Source organism: Gluconobacter sp. NFX36, from assembly GCF_049887835.1.
In the GTDB taxonomy this organism is placed as follows: domain Bacteria; phylum Pseudomonadota; class Alphaproteobacteria; order Acetobacterales; family Acetobacteraceae; genus Gluconobacter; species Gluconobacter japonicus_A.
In genome coordinates this window covers 234368-258603 of the sequence record NZ_JAGEKJ010000002.1, presented here as the reverse complement: position 1 = coordinate 258603, position 24236 = coordinate 234368, and the positions used below count along the sequence as shown (strand labels likewise).

Here is a 24236-nt window from a genome sequence, read left to right as displayed (position 1 = left end):
AACCGCTACGATGAACAGCCCCAGTGAGATGTCCTCCCCTTCTCCAGTCGAGCATCGCCTGAACGAAGCCGATCAGAGCCTTCGGGCCGGAGATGCTTCAAAAGCACTGGATTTGCTTGCGCCCCTTCCAGACAGCCATGCCGTCCATCTGTACAGAGGACGTGCGCTCTTTAGGCTAGGCCGATATCAGGATGCGGCGGCGGAGCTTGAGAAAGCGACCCATCCCTTTGGGGGTCATGCCGTTACAGCTATTATTGACGAAGCAGTGTCCCTGCGTCGCAGATCCGACCTTCTGCATCTGTTTTCGGAAAGCCGAAAAATTGCTCCGCATGACCCGCGCCTGCTGGATGCACAGGGGAATATCCTCATGCACCTTGGACGCTTTGACGAAGCAGACGTGTGCTTGAGGGAAGGCCTTAAACGGCGCCCCAATGACAAGGGCACTCTCAATCTTCTGGCCATGAATCTGACGGAACAGGGACGCTTCGATGAAGCTCTGGCCATTCTGGATAGCCTCCGTCAGCGCGCGCCTGAAGAATGGGGGCCAGGCTGCAACATGGCTGCTATTCTCAACAATATCGGGCGCCTTGAAGACGCGGCAAACATTTATCGAGAGACCATTCCTCTCGCGCCCAACGAGGCTGCGCTCAGGCTGAATCATTCCATAGCGATGCTTAAAAGCGGTCGCATGGCCCAAGGGTGGGCCGAGCATGAATGGCGTTTCGGTTTACCTGGACACACCAACCTTCCGCAGAGCCGTCTCCTGCCCAATATCACGCCTTTTCTGAACCTTGAAGGCAAGCGCGTCCTCGTGACGCAGGAGGAAGGTCTGGGGGATACATTGATGTATCTCCGATATATCCCGGCTCTCGCACGAACAGGCGCTATTGTTCATATCTGGGGTACATCCACACTGGCTGGCCTCTGCCGCCGTGTCGAAGGCACAGCCATCGTGCAACATGGTGGAGAGACGCCGGACTATGACTACCACTGCCCCTTCATCAGCCTTCCCCGTGCGTTTTCCGCAACGCCTGACGCCATGGGCGCACCCGTTCCCTATCTGAAGGCCGATCCAGTCAAAGTCCTCCAGTGGAAGAAAATCTTGCATTCCGACCGCAAATTGCGTGTCGGCCTGGTTTGGGCGGGCGGTGCGCGCCCTGAAAATACAGGTGCACAGATGGTGGATCGTCAACGGTCCATGCCGCTCTCCGCGCTTGCGCCTCTGGCCGACCTGGAGGGCATCAGCTTTTACTCTCTTCAGAAAGACGAACCTGCCCTGCAAAGGCTCGATTTCCCGGGCACTCTGATCGACTTCATGCCGCAATGTCTGGATATGGATGATACGGCGGCCCTCGTCTCATGCCTCGATCTTGTCGTATCTGTGGATACATCCATGGTGCATCTGGCAGGAGGGCTTGGGAAACCTGTCATCATGATGGACAGGCTCAACAACTGCTGGCGCTGGCTTCATGGCCGGGACGACAGCCCGTGGTATCCGAAAATGAAAATCGTCCGCCAGACCCGTTTCCGGGACTGGTCGGACGTTGTAACCCGGGTCAGGTCTTTGCTTGAAGACGCAGTCAGCGCTCAGTAATCGAACCCGTAAGACAGACCAACGCTTGAGCCCGGATCGTTTTCTGGCGTTGTAAAGCCCGTTACCTGCCCGCCTGTTCCGACCGTCGTGTTAAGCTTGAGGCGCTTGGTCAGGTCAATCTGAACCTGCGCCTGCGTACCCGAACCAGATGTGGCCTGTTTCGCCCCCACATAGACGCCCTTCATGACGTATTTTCCGGCTTCCACACTGGTCCCCCCGTTATCGACGCCACTACCGCCACCTACAGCCAGGCGATCAAGCCCAAGCGCATTCCGCACTTTCCCGAGAGGGTCAAAAGACGAGCCCCCTGCAAGCTGAGCCACGGCAGCAGCAAGTTCAGCAAGCTGCGTGGTCGAGAGGGAATGTGCGTCTGTTCCGAAGAGCAGAATGGCCAGAACTTCATCCCGAGGCTGTGTCGGCACTGATGCGAAGTCGATCCTTGGTGCGCTGGCATAGCCAGTCACCAGAAGGCTCGCCAGCGTTCCCTTGGCATTACGGTCTGCGCGGAAATCCAGTGTCGGATCAAGCTTGTGGTTCACGCCCGTGCCATTGAACGCGACGCGTCCATGCGTGAAATTCAGGTTGATCCCGGCAAGGTTGAAGTTACCGCGCTTAAGGTCGAACCCGCCCGTCACAGATGGCGCGCTGCTGGTGCCGCCAACATGCAGCTTGCCCTGCATTTCTGCATCCAGACCATGTCCCTGCACCACAAACTGGCCCGGCGAAATCACATCAATCGCCAGACCAATAATCAGTGTGCTGGTCGTGTCGGGTGCCTTCTGGCCCGGACGCACTACATCAAGCTGCGCCACAGAAGCTGGCATGGAATTGGGGATATTGACCGTCACGCTCGGCAGAACGATCTTCCCGTCCACATCGACACGGGTGGTGGCCTGTCCATGAATATGCAGGTCCGTGTTGATCGTGGCCGTTACCAGATCACTAGAGATCGGCCGCGCCTTGTTGGAAATAACCTTGATATCCACCGGCAGGCCCGGTCGGAACACACCGACAGTTCCCGTCAGACCAATCGTTCCCGGACCTGCGTGGGCCAGAACGTTCTGAAGCGTCAGAGTGTCACCTGAGGCCACAATCGCACCGTTGATGTCCGTCAGACGGACGCCCTGTGCGTAATGATCGAAAGAGACATTGTGCAGGTCAACCTGTCCGGTTGCCCGAGGCTGGGTTGCGTTTCCAGCGACATTCAGATTGATCCCGATCTGACCCTTCGTCGCCATGCCGCTCGCACCCAGCACACCATTGGCAACGGACAGGTCTACGTGGCCAGTCGTGTTCAGGGCAATCGCGCCATCCTTGGACGTAGGCGCCGTTCCACGAACCGCGAGAGCCACTTTCGGGCCAGCCGCAAGGGTCGCATTCACCTTTGCCGTTTTTCCAGCCAAGCCGATATTCGCCAGAATTTCCGCAGCTGGGAGCGACGCTGCGGAACCGGTCTGCATTTTCAGACCATGCGCCGTCAGAGACACGGTTCCGGTCGGGGCATCCAGCGTTCCACCTAGATTGGCCTTGGCGGAAATGGTGCCGCTGGCTGCCAGATCCGGGGCGAAAGGCTTGGCAATCGCAGGCGTCAGACGGTCCACCGTTGCCGTCAACGCAAGGCGAGGCTTGATCGAGCCTGCAACATCAATCGTTGCCGGCGCCACACCCTTTGGGGCCAACGTCGCACGCAGATGATCCACGCCCATGACATCACCGAAGGACACATTGGCTGGCCCACCCAGGCGGATATATTCGTCTTTCGCCATCGCCGTCAGACGATCAATGCGGACGGTCTTTTTAGGCAGATTCAGCAAAACCGCCGTATCGACATTGGCCGGTGCACCCATAACGTTCTGAAAAGCACCATTCAGCGTCAGGGTCATGGCGGACTGCGACCCCTTGACCGTTGCCCGCGCCTTACCCGTGATATCCTGCGAGCGAACGCCTGCGAGATCAAGCGTCAGGTCCGGGGTTGGATCATCAATCGGATTGGAGATCAGGCCCTTCAATGTCAGGGACTGCACGCTCGCCTGAGCCATGGCCAACGCACCATCGAGCCCGAGCTTGACCTGCGGCGGTGCGCCTTCCGTTTCCGTCGTATGAATGGAAAGAGCCAGATGCCCCTTGATGGCCTGACCGATCAGACGCTGGAAATCTGCAAGGTTCCTGATGCTGAGATCCAGATCACCCAACGGCACCTTCGCACCATTGGGTAGCCGAAGTTTGCCCTGCCCGGTGAGGCTATTCCAGCTCAGTTTGTTCAGATCAACATGAAATGCGCCGTCATCCGTTTTCTGCACGGCGCTATCCAGCACCAGCGGCGCGTGATCCAGCGTTCCGTGAGCCGTCAGCGTGCCTTGAGGATGTGAGGGCAGATGCTGGAAATCCGCATCCAGTGCCACTGGCCCCTTCGCAACATCCTTTGTCCCGAACTCACCTTCCAGCCCGGCTTTGACCGCCAGATCATCGGTCGGCCCGTCCGCCGTGGCCGTCAGGGTCGTATTCCCGAGAAGTGTCGGGCTGACCTGTTTCAGATCAGGCAGCGCAACCGTTGCTTTTGTCTGCATCCGGTTGCCATGCGCCATATCCACGATGGCCGACACCAGAACATGGAGCGCCTGACCATCCAGCCCGAAATTCTTCACCGTCAGAACATTGGCCGAGGACTTGCTGAGTTGCAGAGCCAGATGACCGTCCTTACCAATCAGATTTAGAGCCTGTGGCTGGCCGCCCGTGATAGAAATCGTGCCTGTGCTCTGGAGCGTCAGGTCATCATGATCCGTCACCGGCATTGCAAAATCCGCCGCCAGTGCAGCGTTTCCACTCAGGTCCGTGCTGCCCATGGCAGCAAGCGGGTGGAGGTCCGGCAATGTCAGAGTGACGTGACCGGATGCTGCAGGCTTGAGCGTCGTGTTTGCGGCCATATGGATCAACGGGTGACTGATGGTCGCCACAACCGGCATGGTCGCCGCGAGCGGGTGCGCGGTCACATCCAGCGTTAACGGGGCGGACGCTAACAGGGTGGGCTGAGGTCCGGGCACACGCAGACCCGTCAGGGCGGCCTGAAGATGAGCAACCGTATCTTCAGGCTTGGGGGTTTCATTCCCGTCAAATGTCGCGTGCAGATGCCCGATGGAAGCACCACCAGCGGTCAAAGCGTCAATGTCCAGAAGACCTTGCCCTGCAGGAGCCTTCAGCGGTCCGTGCAGATCGGTGTTCAGGGCAATCGCATTCCAGCCAATTCCCGGCTTCAGGGTCATGGCAGGCGCATTGGCCTTGACGTGCAGGGTGGCAACATTGGTGTAGAGATTGATCTGACCGGTCGAAGACGCCGTAATCGGCCCGGCGCTCAGCCCGAAATCAAGAGCAGCAGCGGTGCGCGGTCCGGACAGATTCAGATGCGTGTCCACAGGATCAAGCTGCGGCAGTTGCCCAAGCGTGGTCGCAAACCCATTGACGCCTTCCTTATAGGTGAGCGCCAGCGCAATACGGTCTTTGGGGGTTTGAGCCGCCAGCGTCATGCCACCCGGCGCATCCAGACGGTTCAGTTGCAGCGCGATATCCATTTTCGGAAGCGACTGCATTGTTACGCCATTCAGGAATGGCGCGATTGACGCAATATGGGCGTGACCATTCAGCGTGAAGACCGTGGGCTTACCCGTGAAGTAAGGCCCTATTTCAATACGGCCGACATTCAGGGCATCCAGATCCACTTTGATATTGAGCTTCGACGGACTGGACTTCGTTTGTGTTTCAGTCGTCGCCTGCGTCGTGTCCGAAACGGGGCTACGGAGCAGCGCCAGACGGCTGGCACTCAGAACCTTGACGTGCGCATCCATGCGCAGAAGCGAGAGCGGAGACCAGCGGAGTTCAAAATGATCCAGCTCCAGCCAGACGCCCTTGCTGTCCTTCACGCGAAGTTCCGCCAGCGTGAGATGCTGCGGAAGCGCGCCGGACAGCCCGGCGATCTGCACCATGCCACCCGTCAGTGGGCCGACTTTGCTTTCGATCAGCCGCTGCCCTGGCCCGATATTGATGCCGATGAGCACAACCACGAGCGCCAGAACAACCAGTCCGAGCGGAACGCCGACAACGAGACCAACGATCCAGAGAATGATCCTGCGGGCGCGCATCAGAAAGTCTCCCCAAGACCAATGTAGAGTTCCCATTTGTCGCCGTAAGCCGGGCGGTTCATGGGAAGGGCAACGTCAACACGGATCGGGCCGATCGGCGTGAAGTAACGAACACCCCCGCCATATCCAACACGCAGCGTGCCCTGCCCCGGACGCGAGCCAGTCCCGACCTGACCGGCATCGACGAAGGCCGCCACACCCAGATTCATTGGCAGTCGCTGGCGGAACTCGACCGTTCCCGCATCCAGAGACGTACCGCCAATGGCATATTTCGTTCTGCCATACTGCGGTCCCACACCCTGATACCGGAAGCCACGAACCGTCGCAGGTCCACCCGCGTAGAGCCGCTGATCCGGCGGGATCTGGTAGGTGGATGCCCCCTGAACCGACCCAACCGTGCCACGCACCGCAATGATGCTCTTACCGGGTTTGGTCAGCCCGATCCGGGCAAGGTCAAAGTATGTTGAGACCTGCGCAGACAGGAGGGTGAAGAAGGACGTTCCATTTTCCAAAGATACGGACGGCGTAGCGGACAGGGCGGCCCGAATACCATGTGTTGCCGGGTCGATCGGATTGGAAAGCTGGGTGCTGTCATAGGTCGCGCTCAATGGCGCGGATACAATGAAATAATTCCGTGTATCGCCAAACTGCTGGATCTGCTCCTGCATCCCCATGAGGCCGCCGGACACGTACCAGAACTTGCCGAGACGCCGACCAATTCCTCCGCGAAGAATGAAGGCCGTCTGATGATAGGAATACAGAAGCTGCCGCACCGCTTCCACACGCAGGCTCAGGTTCTGGTTTTTATGCAGGAAGTCCGGCTTGCTGAAATCTGCATAAACATCGTAGCCCAGACCCTGCTGGGCTGAGCCGCCGAGGCCTGTCAGCAGAGCTGTCAGCTTGAGCTGCTCGGCATTCCCCAGAAGATTATGATGCGTCCAGGTGACACCGGCACGTCCACCCAGATCGGTCGAGTACCCGGCCTGAACCGCAACGGTGCGCCGCTTGGCTTCCTTGAAATCGAAGTCGATCGGCATGGCCTGAAAAACTCCAGGCACCAGCGTCTTACCCGGTCCAAGCGTGACGATCGGCGGCGCATTATGAACCTGAACCGACGAAAATACGCCCACAGCCGCGAGATCCTGACGAGCCGCCTCAATTTTAGACGGCTGATACAGCTCGCCTTCCTTGATCGTCAGACGGCGGCGAAGAAACGACTGGTGCACACGTTGCAAGCCATCCATCCCGACGGGACCAATGACAACCTTTGGACCTTTCCCAACGCGGAAGACAATATCCAGCGTATTGTCATGCGGTTGAAGATAGGCAAGCGGCGTGGACACATCCGCGACCGCATACCCCTCTTCCTGCAACTGGGTGAGCAGATTTCCCTGTGCGGCAAGCACATCGGAAGCCACTGCTGGCTGCCCGGATTTCAGCTTGAACGCTTTCAGTTCTGCCGCAGTCAGTTCCACGGGTTCACCCTGAGCCGTAGCGTCTCCCGCTGTCTCTGGCGCGCCCATTTTCTCTGCTGTCTGAGCCTTACTGTTCGCTGGAGCCGCACTTCCTTTTGGAGACGGTGACTTTGCAGCTGAATCAGATGGCTGAACTGCTTTGGGTGGCGGTGTTGTCAGGCTAATCTTGCCGAGATGGAATTGCGGTCCCATGGCAGCGGAAAGGGTAATGCTGACCTTTCCGCCTTTGGGAAGCGCATTCAGAGCATCCGGCAGTGCAGGATCACGTCCATCCAGTTCCCGATTACCGACCTTGATACGAATTGTAACCGTCCCCGCATAGTAGCCCTGGGACTGCAATGCCGTGTCCACACGGTCGTAATCCGCACGGATACGTCCCGCTAACGCATAAGGTCCAACAGCATGGGTCGTCTTCAGTGTTTGAAGCTGGGACGAGGCCTGGATGGCGCCATCGACCTCCGCATTTTTAGTCGGCTGAAGGGTAACAGAATACGGAACAGTTTTCTCGGCTTCCTCCCCGCTGGAGGGCGCATCTGCCCATGCTTTCTCAACATGACAGCAGGATGCCATGACGCCGAAAGCAAGGGAAAAGGAAACAACTGACGAGCGATGGCCTGGCTTCACCGGAGGTCCTGAAAATCCGTTTTGAGGAGGGATCGAACCGGGAAGGGTCGACCCTTTGGAGCGGATCCGCAAAAGACGGCCGCATACTCTTCTGGCTCTATCCTGAACACGCACGCCAAGTCCACCGAAGACCCTCCCTGTTATAGCCGATAGATACGCCTGAAAGACAAACAAGATTGTCTAGGTCTTCTGAAAACCGTATCACTCAGCACCCATGTCCCATCGTGATGCTCCTTCACCGTCCGGCCGCCGACGCCACAACCGACCGATCATTGATGAAAGTGTCAATTTTCCGGTCAATCAGGCAACAACGCAGTCCTCGCTCTTCAGCCGGCTGAGCTGTATCGGCCGACTGACAGCCGTTTTGATATGGGCTTTCTGGGCAGGCTGCCTGCAGGCGCTCTTCATACGTCTGCCTGGTCCAGCAAAGATCCGGCTTCCTCGCGTTTTCTGGTATACGATTGGGCGTATTCTAGGGCTTCAGTTTCGTGTCATCGGGACACCTGCCGGTGGCATCAGAACCGCCAGGGATGTCCAAAATGGTGAACGCCCGATCGTTTATGTCGCCAACCATTGCTCCTGGCTGGATATCATCGCTGTTGGCGGTGTTCTCCATACGGTGTTCGTCGCTAAGGGCGAAGTCGGCACCTGGCCACTGATTGGCACCATCTCACGCCTCGGGCGCACGATCTTCGTCAGTCGCAACCGCCAGAACACGGGGAAGGAACTGCATGACATGGCGGATCGCCTCTGGGACGGAGACGATATCGTACTTTTCCCGGAAGGCACGTCTTCAGATGGCAGCCGCGTCCTGCCCTTCCTTTCGTCTTTCTTTGCCGTGGCCAAGCCGGGCCGCCTTGAGCAGGCAGGGATGCCAAAGCCCCCTCCGGTCCTCATCCAGCCCGTTTCCATCGTTTATGACCGACTGGAAGGCCTGCCAGTCGGGCGCAGTCGGCGGTCCGTTTTCTCATGGTATGGGGACATGGACTTGACGCCACATATCTGGTCGTTCGGCCAGTGGCGCTCAATGCGGGCAACCGTTCTGTTGCATCCACCGTTGAACCCGGAGGATTTCAAATCCCGCAAGGAACTGGCCAACGCAACGTTCAAGGCCGTGCGGGATGGTGCCGCCCAGCTTCGGCAGGGACTTGTGCCAGACGGACAGAACTAAGCGCCTTATTCTTCTGCAATTCACAAGGTTTGTCTTGACTTGCCCGCCGTCAGCGCGTCACTTTCATAGCCATTGATGGGAGCAATCCAGCGTCCGTCCGGAGATGGTGATGCCACTTCAGGCCAGTCTGACATGCCGATACCGCCCCATGTTTGACATCTCCCCTGTCTGGACAGGCTTGACCGCGCGGTCTCCTGCCCCGATGTGTGTGCCTGCTTTTGCCAATCCCGGATCGAGACTGTGACCACCGAGACTTCCGCCTCCGCGCCTGCCCCTGCTGATCGTGCCCCGACTGACCGTATGCGTCATGGGCTGCATGTCATTACATGGGGCTGCCAGATGAACGTCTATGACAGCGCCCGCATGGCTGATGTCCTGCGTCCGCTTGGCTATGGGCCGGTTGAAACGCCTGAAGAGGCGGACATGGTGATCCTCAACACCTGCCATATCCGGGAACGCGCCACGGAAAAGGTCTTTTCCGAGCTGGGTCGCCTTCGCAAAATCCGTGACGAGCGGATGGAGAACGGGCGCGAACGCAGTATCATTGCTGTTGCCGGGTGTGTGGCGCAGGCAGAAGGCGAAGAAATCCTCCGTCGTGCGCCCTATGTTGATCTGGTGCTTGGCCCGCAGACCTATCATCGCCTGCCAGAGATGGTCGCCCGTGCAGCGCGCGCTGGTGGTGCGGTCATCGAGACGGATTTCCCGGCCGAGCAGAAATTCGACTTCCTCCCCACTGAGGCCGCCCCTCAGTCCGCCGGGAATCTCACAGCGTTCCTGACCATTCAGGAAGGCTGCGACAAGTTCTGCTCCTTCTGTGTCGTACCGTATACACGCGGCGCGGAAAGCAGCCGTTCGGTTGCTTCTGTCATGGCGGAAGCACGCCGCATGGTGGACGCTGGTGTCCGTGAAATCACGCTGCTGGGCCAGAACGTCAACGCGTATCATGGCGATAATGGCCAGGGTGGCAGTGCTACACTGGCGGAACTGGCCGAAGAACTGGCACGCCTGCCGGGCCTGGATCGTATCCGCTACATGACGTCTCACCCGCGTGACGTGGATCAGACCCTGATCGACGCTCACCGCGATAACCGCGCCCTGATGCCCTTCCTGCATCTACCAGTTCAGAGCGGTTCAGACCGTATCCTGAAAGCTATGAACCGTGGGCATACCGCAGACGAGTACCGCGAGAGCGTTCGTCGCCTGCGGGAAGCGCGGCCGGATCTGGCTCTCTCGTCAGACTTCATCGTCGGTCATCCGGGTGAAACGGATGAAGACTTCGAAGCCACGATGCAACTCGTACGCGATATCGGCTTCGCCATGGCTTACAGCTTCAAATATTCCCCACGTCCCGGTACGCCAGCCGCTGGCCAGCCTTTTCAGGTAGCTGAAGACGTAAAGGACCGTCGCCTCGCCGAGTTGCAGGCGCTCCTGCGTGAACAGCAGGATGCGTTCAACGCTGACATGGTCGGGACGGTTCAGGATATTCTCATTACGGGGAAAGGCCGCAAACCAGGTCAGCTTTCCGGCCGGTCTCCGTATCTCCAGCCTGTTCATTTTGAAGGGCCGGAGCATCTGATTGGCACCATCGCCAAGGTTGCCATCACAACTCGCATGACCAACTCACTTGGTGGAACCCTCATCCGGGAGACAGCCTCCGCTTGCTGACAACACCCCCGACGCGCTCCGTCGCCACCACTGGTGGCACCGAAGGCAATCGCACCGTCGCATTGCGCTTCAACGACAACATTCTTCTCCAGAGACTTCTGGGAGACCACGACCGACATCTCGCCCGACTTGAGGAAGGGTTTGATGTCCGGCTCTCATGTCGCGGCAACAAGATCGCCATTTCAGGAGAGACGGACGCCGTGGGCCGGGCGCAGGCCGCCATCGTCGCACTTTACAATCAGCTCGAACAAGGCGGCACCATCGACAGTTCACAGGTTGATGGGGTGATCCGTCTCACGGCCCTCCCAACGCGTCATCATGAGCGGCAACGCGCTGCCGTCCCCCCACCATCTCCACCACAGCATTCTCAGAAGCAGCATCCACGCCGGGACAATCAACAGCGGACGGATACCCGCTCTCCACAGCAGGTCCCTCCGTCCTCCGCTCCTTTTACGGACCTGCCCGCCATTCGCACCAAACGGGGCGTGATTGCCCCTCGGTCTCATGGTCAGGCGGCCTATATGGAAATGCTGGCACGCACCGATCTGGTCTTCGGGATCGGACCAGCGGGAACAGGCAAGACCTATCTGGCAGTCGCGCAGGGCGTCGCCATGCTGCTGGCCGGACAGGTTGATCGTATCATTCTCTCCCGTCCGGCAGTGGAAGCCGGCGAGCGTCTGGGCTTTCTGCCCGGTGACATGCGGGAAAAAATCGACCCCTATCTCCGTCCGCTTTACGACGCCCTGAATGACATGATGCCGGGCGACCAGGTTGTGCGCCGGATGGGTACGGGCGAGATTGAAGTTGCGCCGCTGGCCTTCATGCGTGGCAGAACCCTTGCCCACTCTTTCGTCATTCTGGATGAAGCCCAGAATACGACACCAGCCCAGATGAAGATGTTCCTGACCCGCATGGGTGAAGGCACACGCATGGCTGTTACAGGCGACCTGAGCCAGATTGATCTGCCCAACGGGGTATCATCTGGGCTAAGGGAAGCCGTCGAGACCCTCGAAGGCATCAAGGGAATCGGCATTACACGATTTACATCCGTCGATGTGGTGCGCCATCCACTGGTCGCCCGTATCGTCGATGCCTATGAACAGAAAGCGCCTGCCCCTCTGGATAATTTCAGGGATCGGCCGCGCCGGGAAAACAATGGAACCTCCAAGTCGTCACGCCGGTACTGACATCATCATCGAGGACGCCAGATGGCGCTCCTCGGTTCCTGATACTGAGCGCGCGATCCGTCGTGCGCTCACCGCCGTCGCCCGCCAGGGTGGCCCGGATTTCAGCCGGTCTCCTGCTCCGTCGATTCTTCTCTCGACAGATCGGATCGTAAAGCGGCTCAATGCCCGCTTCCGCAACAAGAACAAGCCCACGAATGTTCTGACATTCGAGCCGGTGTCCCCCGTCCATGGCGGAGATATCATCCTGGGTTACGAGACGGTCCGGAAGGAAGCGGATGCTGCCCATCGCAGCATGCGTGCCCATCTCTCCCATCTTGTAGTTCATGGTGCCCTGCATCTGGCAGGATACGATCATTATCAGCCCGGCGAAGCCCGGGACATGGAAGGCGTGGAAACCCGCACGATGCGTCAGCTTGGCTTTGGCGATCCGTGGCGACAGGCAGGAAGACGGGCATGAGCGAAGACATTACTGACCGTTCAGACGACGGTAGGAAGAATTCCCGAGGCCTGTTCGGACTGTTCGGTCGCCGTGGCCGCGATCAGGGTTTGCGCGAATCCATTGCCACGCTTGTTCAGGAAGCAGCGCAGCCTTTTGAGGAAACGGGCGACGAGCCTGAACTCGATCGGCAGGAACGCGCGCTCATTATGAACGTGCTGCGCCTGCGGGACATCACGGCGGATGACGTCATGATCCCGCGCGCAGACATCATTGCCATGCCGGAAAGCATCTCCTTCAACGATGCTCTGGATCACATGCGGCGGGAAAATCATTCCCGTATGCCAGTCTATCGCGGGCAGCTCGACGATATCGCTGGCATGATCCATGTGAAGGATCTGGTGGCTTATGTGGACGACCCCGAAGCGTTCGACATTCGTCCGCTCCTGCGTCAGCCTCTGATGATTGCGCCAACTATTCCGGTTCTGGATCTGCTTCTGCAAATGCGTCAGCGCCGGATGCATATGGCGCTCGTCATTGACGAATACGGCAGCATTGATGGCCTCGTGACAATCGAAGATCTGATCGAGACGATCGTGGGCGATATTTCAGACGAACATGATGATCCGGTCACAACACCGTGGGTCGAACGCCCTGACGGCTCCTTCGATATCGATGCCCGCTTGCCAGTCCGACAGCTTGAGGAGCGGCTCGGCGCTGTTCTGACAGATGCGGAACGGGAAGCGGAAATTGAAACGGTTGGTGGGCTGGTGTTCCGCATGGCGGAACATGTTCCAGCCCGCGATGAAGTTTTGACCCATGACAGCGGCCTGGAATTCCGCGTTCTCGACGCCGATGCGCGTCATATCCGTGCCTTGCGGATGCGGGTTCCGGAAGGTTGGGAAAAGAAGCCTCTCCCCGATACCGGGCAGCAGGATGATGAGCGCGGGTCTTGACGCCCGCGTCAGTTCATCGTTCTGAGTAATTGAGATTGTCCGTAATGGAGACCCATCCATGACCCTTGGCCGCCGCGCGTTCCTTATCGCTGGCCCTGCCCTTGTGGCAGTGACTTCCCTGCCTTCTGCGTTCGCAGAAGACACCGGCCTCCCGGCGGGAGATACCCGCATGGGACCACGGGTTCTCGGTTCTCCGGACGCCAAGGTACAGGTTGACGAATGGTTTTCCCTCACCTGTTCTCATTGCGCACATTTCGCGCAGACCATCTTCCCGCAGGTGAAGGCGAACCTGATTGACACGGGCAAGATCCGCTATCGCTATCACGATTTCCCACTCGATCAGGTGGCGCTTCTGGCCGCCATGCTCGCCCGTTCCTTGCCAGCAGACCATTATGCCCCCTTCGTGGATGATCTGCTCCGCACGCAGGATCAATGGGCGTTCGCGCAGAACATCGACCCTGTGCAGGAACTGAAAAAGCGCGCCGCCATGGCGGGTATTTCAGCGGCTGAGTTCGATAAGATCAACGCTGATAATGCCCTGCGTGAGGCCATCGTGAACCGGCAGGATCGCGATGGCGCGTTCCTTCAGATCCAAGGTACTCCCTATTTCCGCATCAATGACGCTCCGGCCCCGGATGTTGTTTCCAGCTATGATGCGTTCGCCAAAGCAGTTGCAAAGGCTTCCTGAATGACCCGTCCCATGATTTCCCGCCGTTTTATTCTTTCCGCAGCCCCGGCTCTTGCCGTGGCCGGTACTGCTGCCCGCGCCACTGATGTGCCACCGGCCCTTCCCGCCAATGACCCGCGCATGGGACCGCGCATCATCGGCAATCCGAACGCCAAAGTGCTGGTGCAAGAATGGTTTTCCCTGACCTGCACACATTGCGCCCATTTCGGCACGGAAGAATTCCCGAAGATCAAGGAACAGCTCATTGATACCGGAAAAATCCGCTATCAGTTCCATGATTTCTGCGGAGACCGCGTCGGTCTGACGGCTGCCATGGTGGCCCGCTCCCTACCCGAAGACCGTTACGTTCCCTTCATTGGTGCGCTGCTCTCCAGCCAGATGCAGTGGGCTTTTGCTTCCGGCGGTGACCCGATGCAGCGCCTGCAGCAGATGTCGGCTCTGGCGGGTGTCTCCGCTGCTCAGTTCAAGAGCATCAGCGAAGACACGGCATTCATGCAGGCCATGTACAATCAGGTGCAAAAGGATGCGGAGACATACAGCATCCAGGGCACGCCTTATTTCCGCTTCAACAACACGCATTACGATCAGGACCCGGAAACCTACGAGAAGTTTGCCGATCTGGTATCCAAGGCCTCCTGATCTCTTTCAGGGCGTTTCATAAACACCGATGTCAACCCACACCACGACGATCAGCCGCCTGACGATCGGCGGCTTTAAAAGCTTCGCCGATGAGGTGCGCGTTGACATCCTTCCGGGCCTGACGGGCATTATTGGCCCGAACGGCTGCGGCAAATCCAATGTCGTCGAAGGCCTGCGCTGGGCCATGGGTGAGACCTCCGCCCGCGCCCTCCGGGGTGGCGAGCTGGACGACCTGATCTTTGCTGGAACAGGCGCACGTTCCGCCCGGAACATCGCTCAGGTCACGCTTCATCTGACCGGCGCAAAAGGTCTCGCACCTGCTCCGTTTCAGGATGCTGAAGACCTCGAAATCACCCGCCGCGCCGAGCGTGGCTCCGGCAGCGAATACCGTATCAATGGCCGTGTCATGCGTGCGCGCGATGTACAGACGCTTTTTGCCGATCTGGCGTCCGGTGCACGAAGCTCTGCCATCGTCAGCCAGAACCGTGTCGGTCAGCTTATCGCGGCCAAGCCGGAAGAACGTCGTCTTCTGCTGGAAGAAGCCGCTGGCATCACGGGTCTTCATGCCCGCCGCCATGATGCGGAACTGAAACTTCGCCAGACCGAGACCAACCTCTCCCGCGCCGAAGACCTGCGCCTTCAGATTGAAGAGCGACTCGGCAGCCTCGAAGAACAGACCGTTCAGGCGCGGAAATATCGTGAGATCTCTGAAAAGCTGCGTGAAGCCGAGGTTCAGCTTCATGCCCTTTTGCACGCCCGTGCCAATCTCGCCGTACAACGCAGCAAAGATGATTTGGCCAAAGCCCGAGAGGCCCTCCGCAAAGCCGAGCAGGAAGCCGAACACGCAACCATTGCCGAGTTCGAAGCCCGCAAGGCCACACCACAGGCCCGAGAAGAAACAGATCGGCTTCGCAGTGCTCTGGAGCGCCTGAAAGTCCAGTCCGAAACGGCACGCGTGGACGTCACGCGTGCACGGGAAGCAGAAACCGAAGCACTGGCACGCTTCCAGCAAGCCGAAGCAGATTTTACCCGAAGCACGGAACGGCTCGCACAGGATCGAGCCGCCCAGACCGCCGCTCTTGCTGATCTGGAAGCGCAGGAGAAGGAACACGCCCAGCTTCCTGAGCAGCGCGCTCAAGCCACCGAAGAGCAGAACCGGCTCGCAGCACTTGAGCGAACTCAGGCAGCGTCTCTGGAAGAAGCGGTCCGTCTGCGGGATGCAGAAGCAATCCGTCGTGACGGTCTGAAAAGCGCTCTGGATGCTCTGACAACGCGCCTTGACGCTGAAACAGGTGCTCTTCAGGCCCTTGAAGCAGAACTGACTGCGCTGGAGAAAGACCGACCTGACGATGACGCCCTAGAAAGCCTGCGCCAGCAGGTTGAGGTCACCATCAGTGAGGCTGAGGACGCCAGACAGCTCGAAGCTGCGGCTCTTGCCACGCTTCAGGATGCGCGTCTGGCAATGGAGTTGCAGAGCCACACCCTCGAAGACGGACGGCAACGGCTGATGGTTCTGGAAAAGACCGAGGCGGATCTGAAGCGCCGCCTTCAGGCCGCAACAGACCGTCTGTCTCAGGACCGCACCGCTCATGCCCAGACAGCCACCGCTCTCCTGACGGATACACAGCGCGCCGAGCTTCAGGCTCAGCGGGAAAAAACCCTGCAGGCATTGGAAGATATTTCCGCGCGGGAACGCGCAGCGCGGCAGGCTCTGGATGAGGCCAATGCGGCGTGGCTTGAAGCGCGCGCCAAGGCCGAAGAAGGCGTCCAGCGTCATAAGGGCCTGCTCCGTGCGAAAGACAATGCCCAGCACACCGCCACTCAGGCCGCCCAGCGTGCAGAGACGGCTCTTCGGGAACGGGATACCGCCGGGAAAAGTCTCGTGCCGGACACTGACATAGCCGTCCTTCGAGCAGCCGTCACGAGTCTGGAAGCGAGACTGGACGCCCTTCAGAGCGCCCTTTCCGAAGCCGAAAAAACTCTTTCTTCCGTGTCCGAAGCGGAGACCTCTACCCGTGAGGCTCTGACTCACACAGAAAGCATGATCCTGCGCCTTCGTTCGGAATGTGAAGGGCTGGAACAGACACTCGCGGCCGTCGCTGCGCAACCGGACCCTCTGGAAGACAGGCTGGATATTCCTGCGGATCTGGCACGAGCCGTTGCTGCGGCACTGGCTGATGGACTGGACGCTTCGCTCGCACCCACGACCGTTGCTGCCGACCGTCGGTGGCTTGCGCTCACAACACTAGCCAGCCCACAGATTGATTCCTGCCCGTCTCTCTCCTCTCTGGTTGCAGCTCCCGACGCTGTTAAACGTTGCCTAGACGCTATCTTCCTGCTGGAGGATCCCGGTAAAGGAGCCGCACTTCAAACGCATCTCCAGCCCGGTCAGGCGCTTGTCTGCCGGAATGGCGCTCTGTGGCGGTGGGACGGTTTCATTCGCTCTGGAGACGCACCTGATGCCGGAGCCACCCGTCTGGAGCAGAGGCAGCGCCTGACACAGGCCCGCACCCTTCTTACGGAGCAGGAGAAAGATCTTCCGGCCGCACAAAATGCTTTTCAGGAGGCCCAGTGCCAACGGATTGAGGCGGAACAGACCTTGCAGCGTCTTCGATCGGAACGTGCGGGGCTGGAACCTGAACTGAGCAAAGCCCGCTCCCAGTTTTCAGGACGCGAACAGCAGGCCGCGCTGGCAAAAAGTCGTTGGGACGAAGCAGAACGTCGTTTGTCAGACGCAGAAGCCGCTGCGAAAAGCGCACTCTCGGACGCGGACAAAACGACAGCTGATTATGACGCCCATCCCTCCCCGGCGGCCCTGACCGACACGGCTGAACAGGCGGGTCAGGTCGTAGAGGGGGCTCAAACGGCTCTCACAGCATTGACGCGGGATCTCCAGACAGCCCGGACAGAGGCCGAACAGGCTGATCGCATTTTGGATCAGGCCTTTCTGCGCCATGAAACGGCACAGACACGCCTTCAGGAACTGGAAGAGGCCCTGAAAAGGCTGGAGCGAGACATTGATGCCCTTCAAACTGAGCTTGAAGCGACAACAACCGCGACAGACCGGCCGGACCTTCCGGATCTGGAGCGCCGTGAAGCCATATCCCGTCAGCGGCATCAGGATGCCCGGCAGAAACTTGAAGCCGCGAGCAAGACCACGAGCAACCTCCGCCAGAAGGCAGATCGCCTCTCTGCCGAATTGCAAACCCTGGACCAGTCCGCCACAGCAGCCCTCGCCCGACGCACAGCGCTTGCTCCACGCGCGGCAGAGCTCAAAGCGCTCGTCGAGAAGCTCACAAAGGAACATCAGGCGCAGGACGCTGCCATTGCAGAGCGTCCGGATCCTGCGCTTCTGGAACAAAACGTGCTGGACGGCACTGCGGAGCTGGAAGAAACCCGTACGGCGCTTCAGACAGTTCGGGAAACCCTGTCTCGCCTCGCGCTTGAAGACATGCGCCTGAACGGAAGTATCGCGGCGCTCAGAGGACGGCTATCCGACCTTGGTGGACAGATTTCTCAAGCCGTTCAATCCCATGCGGAACTGGAAGATCGCCGGAACACGCTGGAAAACGCTTGGAATAAAGCAGCCCATAATCCGATACGCCTCGAAGCCGCGCTAAAGCAGCAGGATCTGGATCTCGAAAAGGCTCAGGCGGCCTATGATGAAGCCCGCGCGAGAGACGAGGCCACTGACCAGGCTGGTCAGGCCGCGCAGGAACGTCGTCGGGAGGCTGATCTGGCCCTGTCCTCCGCACGCGAAGCCATTGCCCGCCATACGGAACGGGCCGAACAGGCCGTGGCAGCGCGTGAGCGTCTGCTGACGGAAAGCGACCCGCCAGAAGGGGGCGTTTACCCGTCTGATCTGTCCGAGCAGGCTGAAACATCCACACGCCGCAGGCTCTCCCGTCTCACCCGGGAACGGGATGATCTCGGGGCCGTCAATTTACGCGCCGAGACAGAATATCAGGAAGCCAAGCAGACCGCCGAAACCATCGCCCGCGAGCATGAAGAACTGACGGCTGCCATCAACCGGCTGCGCGGCGGTATTGGAACCATCAACCGTGAAGGGCGCGAGAGGCTCCTAGCAGTTTTCACTGAGGTGGACCGACATTTCCAGTCGCTGTTCTCCCGGATGTTCGGAGGTGGTCGTGCGCATCTGGGTATGGTCGGCAGTGATGATCCGCTGGAAGCCGGGCTGGAAATCTTTGCCCAACCACCGGGGAAAAAGCTTTCCACCCTGTCCCTGCTGTCCGGCGGTGAGCAGGCCCTGACGGCACTGTCCCTCATCTTTGCGACATTCCGCTGTAACCCAGCGCCAATCTGCGTATTGGATGAAGTGGATGCGCCGCTGGACGACGCCAATGTCGAGCGCTTCTGTTCTCTTCTGGCGGATATGACCAAGGAAGCGGGCACGCGCTTCCTTGTCGTGACCCATCATCAGCTCACCATGGCCCATATGGACAGGCTCTATGGTGTCACAATGCAGGAGCGTGGTGTAAGCCGGGTTCTGTCGGTTGATCTGGGGGGCGCAGCGGCTCTCGTCGAAGGCTGACGTCTTTTTTCTTCAATCGAAAATTGACGTTAAGGCGTTGAAGCCTTTTGATAGACAAAACGCCTTGAAAGACCGAGCCCATTTTCGTCGAACCACCTCTCCCCGCCCCGATCATGACGCGAATCCGTGAACACGGTGTTCGTGTGGTGGGAGACGTGCATGGCGACCTGAATGCTTTCCGGCATGCGACCGCCACTGATCGCTTCGTCATACAACTTGGGGACCTCGTAGATCACGGACCAGACAGTGCCGGCGTGATGGAGCTGATGCTCGATCTTCTGGAAACACATCGCGGGCTTTTCATTCTTGGTAATCATGATCGCAAACTGGGGCGCGCTTTCGAAGGACGCCGTCTGAGGCGTGATCCGCCCCTTGAAGAAACGCTCCGGCAGTTTTCCCTGCCGGAATATGAAGGGCTTCAGCAGCGTGCCCATGAAGCGATTGCTGCTGCACCAACATGGCTCAGACTGGGACGAGCGCTGTTCGTTCATGGCGGCTTTCATACCGCCATGCTTTCCGAGCCTCCTGTTCCGGGCCTGGGCGAAATGTCCGCCCCTCTCTCCCGCGCCCTGTTTGGCGAAACCACCGGCCGCATGCAGCCGGATGGGTATCCTGAACGCCGCCTGACCTGGATCAACCGTATTCCCGAGGGAATGACAGTTTATGTCGGCCATGACCGCCGCTCAACTGACGGACGCCCATGGCGCCGGATGGGGAGACTTGGTGGCACGGCTGTCTTTACGGATCTGGGTGCTGGAAAAGGCGGCCACCTTGCATGGATTGACATTAATGACTTCTGACAGCTCTTCCGCCCTCGCAGAACTTGAACGCCTGCGTGCCAGTATCGACAATATCGACGCCGCCCTGATTCATATGCTGGCAGAACGGTTTCGGTGCACCAAGGCGGTTGGCGAACTGAAGGCACGTTCCAGCCTTCCCGCCGCAGATCCCAATCGTGAGGCCCGTCAGATCGAACGTCTGCGCCAGCTTGCGCGGGATGCGCATTTGGACCCGGACTTTGCCGAGAAATTTCTGGCCTTCGTCATCCGTGAAGTTATTCGGCATCATGAGGCTATTGCCGCTCAGGCGAATGGTTCGCACTAATGTCTGAGCGCCTGCTGCTTGTTCTGCGCCACGCTGAAGCAGGCCCACATCTCTATTCCGGAGCGGGCGATATTGAACGCCCGTTAACCGAAACCGGCCGCCAACAGGCCGTAAAGATCGGTCAGAAGCTGGCCCAACTGGCTCTGCCCCAGCCCTTGCAACTTCTCTGCAGCCCCGCACGACGGACACGGGAAACGGCTGCCGGCGTTCTTTCCGCTCTGCCGGAAACCGTAACGCCAGAACTTGAAAACGGCCTCTATGGCGCAGACCTCAATACGCTTTACGGCTTTATCCACGGCACTCCAGACCATGTTCAAACGCTGCTTCTGATCGGGCATAACCCGGCCATTGGTGCACTGGCTTACAATCTGGCCGGCACAGCCGTGCAGAATGACGCCTTTGCAGCCCTGAGGCACGGGTATCCCCCCGCAACGCTGACAGTCTTCCAGATACAGGAAGACTGGATCAACATCCGGCCCTCTACCGTACAGGCTCTCCACGTTCTGACACCCTGACGGGTCAACACCGCCTATAGGCACTATTCAGAAACGCTCTTCCAATCGGTGTCTCTGGACAGGGAAAACTCCTACACCCTAAACTTGGCGCCTTCCCGTAACCCTGTCAGGCAGGCTCTCCTTTCATGCACGACCCCAAGCCCGAAACCGCTACCCTTCAAGCCGGTGAAGCCTCCATGCAGGCTCCTCTTCTGAAGGGGACTATGGGTCCGGACGTCGTTGATCTGCGCGGTGCCGCTCAAAAGCTTGGGGTCTTTTCCTTTGATCCGGGCCTAGTGGGTACAGCGACCTGTACCAGCGCGATCACGTTCATCGACGGGGATGAAGGAACGCTGCTGCATCGTGGTTATCCGATTGAAGACCTTGCCCTGAATGCCAGCTTCACCGAGACGGCCTATCTGCTGCTCTACGGACAGCTTCCCACAACGCCGCAATATCAGGCTTTTCAGGCCGATATGAATACACATCGGCTGCTGAACGAACAGATCCGCAATTTCTTTAACGGGTTTCGTCGAGATGCTCATCCCATGGCTATTCTTTGCGGCACGGTGGGAGCACTCTCCGCATTTTATCACGATGGTCTGGACATCTCTCAGGCCAAAGACCGGGATCTTTCAGCGCGCCGCCTGATTGCGAAGGTGCCAACCATCGCAGCCTGGGCCTATAAATATTCCATCGGAGAACCGTTCATTTATCCGGATGAGGAAATGTCCTTCTCCGAGAACTTCCTGCACATGCTTTTCGCAAGACCCGGGAATCATTATCGCGTCAATCCGGTTCTGGCCCGTGCAATGGATCGTATCCTGCTTCTCCATGCAGATCATGAACAGAACGCCTCAACCACAACGGTCCGTCTTGTCGGCTCAACGGGTGCCAATCCCTATGCCTGTATTTCAGCTGGCATTGCGGCGCTGTGGGGCCCCGCTCATGGCGGTGCGAACGAAGCAGCTCTGAATATGCTGGAATCCATCGGTACCCGCGATGGTATTCCGGCGTTCCTTGAGAAGGTAAAGGACCGCAATTCCGGTGTGCGCCTGATGGGCTTCGGTCATCGCGTGTACAAAAACTTTGATCCCCGGGCGAAAATTCTTCAGGCCACCTGCCATGAAGTGATTTCCGAGCTGGGCCTGGAGCATGATCCGCTGCTGGATCTGGCCAAGGAGCTTGAGCGTGTCGCGACGGATGATGATTATTTCGTTAGCCGCAAGCTCTACCCAAACGTGGATTTCTATTCCGGCCTGATCCTCAAAGCCCTCGGTATCCCGACGAGCATGTTTACCGTGCTGTTCGCTGTTGCGCGCACAGTTGGCTGGGTCAGCCAGTGGAAAGAAATGATTGAGGATCCTGCTGGACGGATCACACGTCCACGGCAGCTTTACGTTGGGGAAGCGAAGCGGGACTTTGTCCCTATGAGCGAACGGGGCTGAAAAGCCCCCGCCCTTTCAGATCGTCTGATCAGCAATCACAGCCGGGGGTCTGGCCCTCGGCCTTGCGAACGACGTGATGGTCAATCCATTCCGCAACAAGGCGGCGTGCTTCCGTGATGGACGACTCAGGGTGATGGATACGGTAAAGCGTGGTGCATGCGGCAAAAGCCTGCATGTCCGGCTGACCGACCTCACGCAGTTCCTGATAGGCTGTTACGACGGCACGTTCGCATTTCCGGCCAATCCGGCTGGTTTCGATGCTCACTTTTGATCCTGCTTCAGAAGAGGAAAAACGGTCTTACTCCTTAGGGGGAGAGACCTGACTCCGCAAGCATAGATTGGCTCCCCCTATGACAGCAACAAGTGCGGGCGAATTTGGCACTACCCTTCACGCCTTGTGGCCGGTAAACCACAGAAAACGACGTCAGTGGAGAGCAGCATGACACAGCACGGAGACAGCCCGATCGCAGGCCGCACACAGTGGGATCGGGACGCAGCCCTGACCACGGCCCGCATCCTTCTTGAGATCAAAGCCGTCAACTTCCGCCCGGAAGAGCCTTACACCCTGACGTCAGGCTGGAAGTCTCCGGTCTATATCGATTGCCGCAAGATCATCTTCTTCCCACGTGCGCGCACGAAGATCATGGAACTGGCCGTTGAGAAAATCGGCCGTCACATCGGTTATGAAAGCATCGATGCGGTCGTCGGTGGCGAAACAGCCGGTATTCCGTTCGCTGCATGGATTGCAGACCGCATGATGACGCCGATGGCTTACGTCCGCAAAAAGCCGAAAGGCTTTGGCCGCAATGCACAGATCGAAGGTGATGTACCCGATGGCATGCGCACCCTGCTGGTCGAAGACCTGACGACAGACGGCGCATCCAAAATCCGATTCGCCAATGCCCTGCGCGATGCAGGCGCCATCGTGAACCACACCTTCGTCGTGTTCTTCTACGGCGTATTCCCCGGCGCGCACAAAACGCTGGCAGACATGGACATCTCCCTGCACGCCCTGTGCACCTGGTGGGACGTTCTCGAAGCCTGTGCAGGCGGCGATTACTTCTCCGAGAAGGACAGCGCCGAGGTTCGTCGTTTCCTTGAAGATCCCTGTGGCTGGTCCCGCAAGCACGGCGGTGTTGGCAGCGCCGAAGAAGCGCTGGCACTCAAGGCCAAAGCGGAAGGCTAACGCCAGTGGGCTCACCTGCCCCTTCGTATCGATGCCTTGCCTTTGATTCGGGGATTGGAGGAATGGGTGTCGTGCAGGCTCTGCGCGATACCCTCCCAACCCTCACGATCGACTATCTGGCTGATACCGCGCTGTTCCCATATGGCGAGCAGCCTGACGATCTGCTGACCAATCGGATTGTCACTCTGCTTGACGCCGCCTGCCACGAACTCAGACCCGATGTGCTCGTCATTGCGTGCAATACAGCAAGCACAATCGCACTGCCCGCCCTTCGGGAACGCCTTTCCATTCCTGTTGTGGGTTGTGTCCCTCCCATCCGCTGGGCTGGGCGTGTCTCCACCACCCGCACCGTCGGACTACTCTCGACAGCAGCAACAGCACGGCGACCCTATGTTCTGGATCTGCACAGGCAGTTCGCTTCGGACTGTCGCCTGATTACGCATGGTGCCCGGGGGCTGGCCGATCTGGCGGAGCGTGCTTTTTTGGGAGATGACATCCCGGATGCGGATGTCGAACAGGAACTGACTGCGCTTTTCAGTCAGCCCAATGGCGACGAAATTGACACCGTAGGTCTGGGCTGCACCCACTATACTTTCCTGCTGCCTGCCTTCGAGCGGCTGGCCAGACGCCCTCTGAACTGGCTGGACCCGGCTCCCGCCGTCGCCCGGCAGGTTCGCACGGTTCTGGAAACCGCAGTTTCACTACCCGGCCCTGAGATGCCCCCTCCACAACGCCTTCTCATGACCAGCGCACCGTTCAACGCACAGCGCCTGGAACAGGCTGTCAGTCGACTGGGATTTTCGGGATGGTCTCTTTTCAGGTCCGTTTCCGTTACGGCCTGAAGCAGTCAAGTTCTACGTCATCCCGGCATGAAGCACAGGTCG

At 58.9% G+C, this 24236-nt stretch carries 18 protein-coding genes; 15 read left to right on the top strand and 3 right to left on the bottom strand.

The genetic code is table 11. From position 1 onward, the window contains the following. The first annotated feature begins 10 nt into the window (after positions 1-10). A complete protein-coding gene (locus J4P41_RS03010) occupies positions 11-1594 on the top strand; it encodes a tetratricopeptide repeat protein (RefSeq protein ID WP_426066053.1) in 1584 nt (527 codons plus the stop codon). On the opposite strand, the gene J4P41_RS03005 is transcribed toward J4P41_RS03010, so the two are convergent. Both J4P41_RS03005 and J4P41_RS03000 read right to left on the bottom strand, forming a co-directional pair. Continuing rightward, entirely contained in the window at positions 1588-5727 is a 4140-nt protein-coding gene (locus J4P41_RS03005; RefSeq protein ID WP_426066052.1) for a translocation/assembly module TamB domain-containing protein, read from the bottom strand. The genes J4P41_RS03010 and J4P41_RS03005 overlap by 7 nt on opposite strands. Next, a complete protein-coding gene (locus tag J4P41_RS03000) occupies positions 5727-7826 on the bottom strand; it encodes an autotransporter assembly complex protein TamA (RefSeq protein ID WP_415514681.1) in 2100 nt (699 codons plus the stop codon). The genes J4P41_RS03005 and J4P41_RS03000 overlap by 1 nt, the downstream gene beginning before the upstream one ends. 214 nt (positions 7827-8040) lie before the next feature. Between J4P41_RS03000 and J4P41_RS02995 the strand changes: the two genes are divergently transcribed. From J4P41_RS02995 to J4P41_RS02940, 12 genes are all read left to right on the top strand, one after another. Then, positions 8041-8997, top strand: coding sequence for a lysophospholipid acyltransferase family protein (locus tag J4P41_RS02995; protein ID WP_010502463.1), 957 nt, complete (start codon positions 8041-8043; stop codon positions 8995-8997). Between the two features lie 300 nt (positions 8998-9297). Next, positions 9298-10662, top strand: a complete 1365-nt coding sequence (gene miaB, locus J4P41_RS02990) for a tRNA (N6-isopentenyl adenosine(37)-C2)-methylthiotransferase MiaB (protein WP_426066132.1) — start codon at positions 9298-9300, stop codon at positions 10660-10662. Continuing rightward, on the top strand, positions 10656-11849 hold the full coding sequence (locus tag J4P41_RS02985) for a PhoH family protein (RefSeq protein ID WP_426066051.1): 1194 nt from the start codon (positions 10656-10658) through the stop codon (positions 11847-11849). Before miaB ends, J4P41_RS02985 begins: the two co-directional genes overlap by 7 nt. After that, a complete protein-coding gene (ybeY, locus tag J4P41_RS02980; protein ID WP_023945430.1) occupies positions 11818-12306 on the top strand; it encodes an rRNA maturation RNase YbeY in 489 nt (162 codons plus the stop codon). The genes J4P41_RS02985 and ybeY overlap by 32 nt, the downstream gene beginning before the upstream one ends. Further along, positions 12303-13241, top strand: coding sequence for a hemolysin family protein (locus J4P41_RS02975; RefSeq protein ID WP_034881238.1), 939 nt, complete (start codon positions 12303-12305; stop codon positions 13239-13241). Before ybeY ends, J4P41_RS02975 begins: the two co-directional genes overlap by 4 nt. A 58-nt stretch (positions 13242-13299) precedes the next feature. Further along, a complete protein-coding gene (locus tag J4P41_RS02970; RefSeq protein ID WP_426066050.1) occupies positions 13300-13929 on the top strand; it encodes a thioredoxin domain-containing protein in 630 nt (209 codons plus the stop codon). After that, entirely contained in the window at positions 13930-14568 is a 639-nt protein-coding gene (locus J4P41_RS02965) for a thioredoxin domain-containing protein (protein WP_426066049.1), read from the top strand. It begins immediately after the preceding gene. A gap of 28 nt (positions 14569-14596) precedes the next feature. Next, on the top strand, positions 14597-19120 hold the full coding sequence (locus J4P41_RS02960) for an AAA family ATPase (protein ID WP_426066048.1): 4524 nt from the start codon (positions 14597-14599) through the stop codon (positions 19118-19120). 113 nt (positions 19121-19233) lie between these two features. Further along, complete coding sequence (locus J4P41_RS02955; RefSeq protein ID WP_023945424.1) at positions 19234-19920, top strand: metallophosphoesterase; 687 nt, start codon at positions 19234-19236, stop codon at positions 19918-19920. Next, positions 19910-20224 (top strand): chorismate mutase, encoded by a 315-nt coding sequence (locus tag J4P41_RS02950; RefSeq protein ID WP_099181292.1) that lies wholly within the window; start codon positions 19910-19912, stop codon positions 20222-20224. The genes J4P41_RS02955 and J4P41_RS02950 overlap by 11 nt, the downstream gene beginning before the upstream one ends. Further along, positions 20224-20739 (top strand): SixA phosphatase family protein, encoded by a 516-nt coding sequence (locus tag J4P41_RS02945; RefSeq protein WP_426066047.1) that lies wholly within the window; start codon positions 20224-20226, stop codon positions 20737-20739. Before J4P41_RS02950 ends, J4P41_RS02945 begins: the two co-directional genes overlap by 1 nt. Positions 20740-20864: 125 nt before the next feature. Next, entirely contained in the window at positions 20865-22166 is a 1302-nt protein-coding gene (locus J4P41_RS02940; protein WP_426066046.1) for a citrate synthase, read from the top strand. A gap of 28 nt (positions 22167-22194) precedes the next feature. On the opposite strand, the gene J4P41_RS02935 is transcribed toward J4P41_RS02940, so the two are convergent. Beyond that, the gene (locus tag J4P41_RS02935) at positions 22195-22431 is read right to left on the bottom strand and encodes a hypothetical protein (protein WP_010502440.1); all 237 of its coding nucleotides are present in this window, start codon (positions 22429-22431) and stop codon (positions 22195-22197) included. 174 nt (positions 22432-22605) lie between these two features. Here J4P41_RS02935 and J4P41_RS02930 point away from each other — a divergent pair, with 174 nt between their 5' ends. Next, complete coding sequence (locus J4P41_RS02930; RefSeq protein ID WP_010502438.1) at positions 22606-23352, top strand: orotate phosphoribosyltransferase; 747 nt, start codon at positions 22606-22608, stop codon at positions 23350-23352. A gap of 5 nt (positions 23353-23357) precedes the next feature. After that, positions 23358-24194, top strand: a complete 837-nt coding sequence (gene murI / locus J4P41_RS02925; protein WP_426066045.1) for a glutamate racemase — start codon at positions 23358-23360, stop codon at positions 24192-24194. Positions 24195-24236: the final 42 nt, after the last annotated feature.

What these genes read in the sequence shown, in the direction of transcription:
- J4P41_RS03010 (WP_426066053.1), top strand. Translation starts at nt 11, where the DNA reads ATGAACAGCCCCAGTGAGATGTCCTCCCCTTCTCCAGTCGAGCATCGC.
- J4P41_RS03005 (WP_426066052.1), bottom strand. Translation starts at nt 5,727, where the DNA reads ATGCGCGCCCGCAGGATCATTCTCTGGATCGTTGGTCTCGTTGTCGGC.
- J4P41_RS02995 (WP_010502463.1), top strand. Translation starts at nt 8,041, where the DNA reads ATGTCCCATCGTGATGCTCCTTCACCGTCCGGCCGCCGACGCCACAAC.
- miaB (WP_426066132.1), top strand. Translation starts at nt 9,298, where the DNA reads ATGCGTCATGGGCTGCATGTCATTACATGGGGCTGCCAGATGAACGTC.
- ybeY (WP_023945430.1), top strand. Translation starts at nt 11,818, where the DNA reads ATGGAACCTCCAAGTCGTCACGCCGGTACTGACATCATCATCGAGGAC.
- J4P41_RS02975 (WP_034881238.1), top strand. Translation starts at nt 12,303, where the DNA reads ATGAGCGAAGACATTACTGACCGTTCAGACGACGGTAGGAAGAATTCC.
- J4P41_RS02970 (WP_426066050.1), top strand. Translation starts at nt 13,300, where the DNA reads ATGACCCTTGGCCGCCGCGCGTTCCTTATCGCTGGCCCTGCCCTTGTG.
- J4P41_RS02965 (WP_426066049.1), top strand. Translation starts at nt 13,930, where the DNA reads ATGACCCGTCCCATGATTTCCCGCCGTTTTATTCTTTCCGCAGCCCCG.
- J4P41_RS02960 (WP_426066048.1), top strand. Translation starts at nt 14,597, where the DNA reads ATGTCAACCCACACCACGACGATCAGCCGCCTGACGATCGGCGGCTTT.
- J4P41_RS02955 (WP_023945424.1), top strand. Translation starts at nt 19,234, where the DNA reads ATGACGCGAATCCGTGAACACGGTGTTCGTGTGGTGGGAGACGTGCAT.
- J4P41_RS02950 (WP_099181292.1), top strand. Translation starts at nt 19,910, where the DNA reads ATGACTTCTGACAGCTCTTCCGCCCTCGCAGAACTTGAACGCCTGCGT.
- J4P41_RS02945 (WP_426066047.1), top strand. Translation starts at nt 20,224, where the DNA reads ATGTCTGAGCGCCTGCTGCTTGTTCTGCGCCACGCTGAAGCAGGCCCA.
- J4P41_RS02940 (WP_426066046.1), top strand. Translation starts at nt 20,865, where the DNA reads ATGCACGACCCCAAGCCCGAAACCGCTACCCTTCAAGCCGGTGAAGCC.
- J4P41_RS02930 (WP_010502438.1), top strand. Translation starts at nt 22,606, where the DNA reads ATGACACAGCACGGAGACAGCCCGATCGCAGGCCGCACACAGTGGGAT.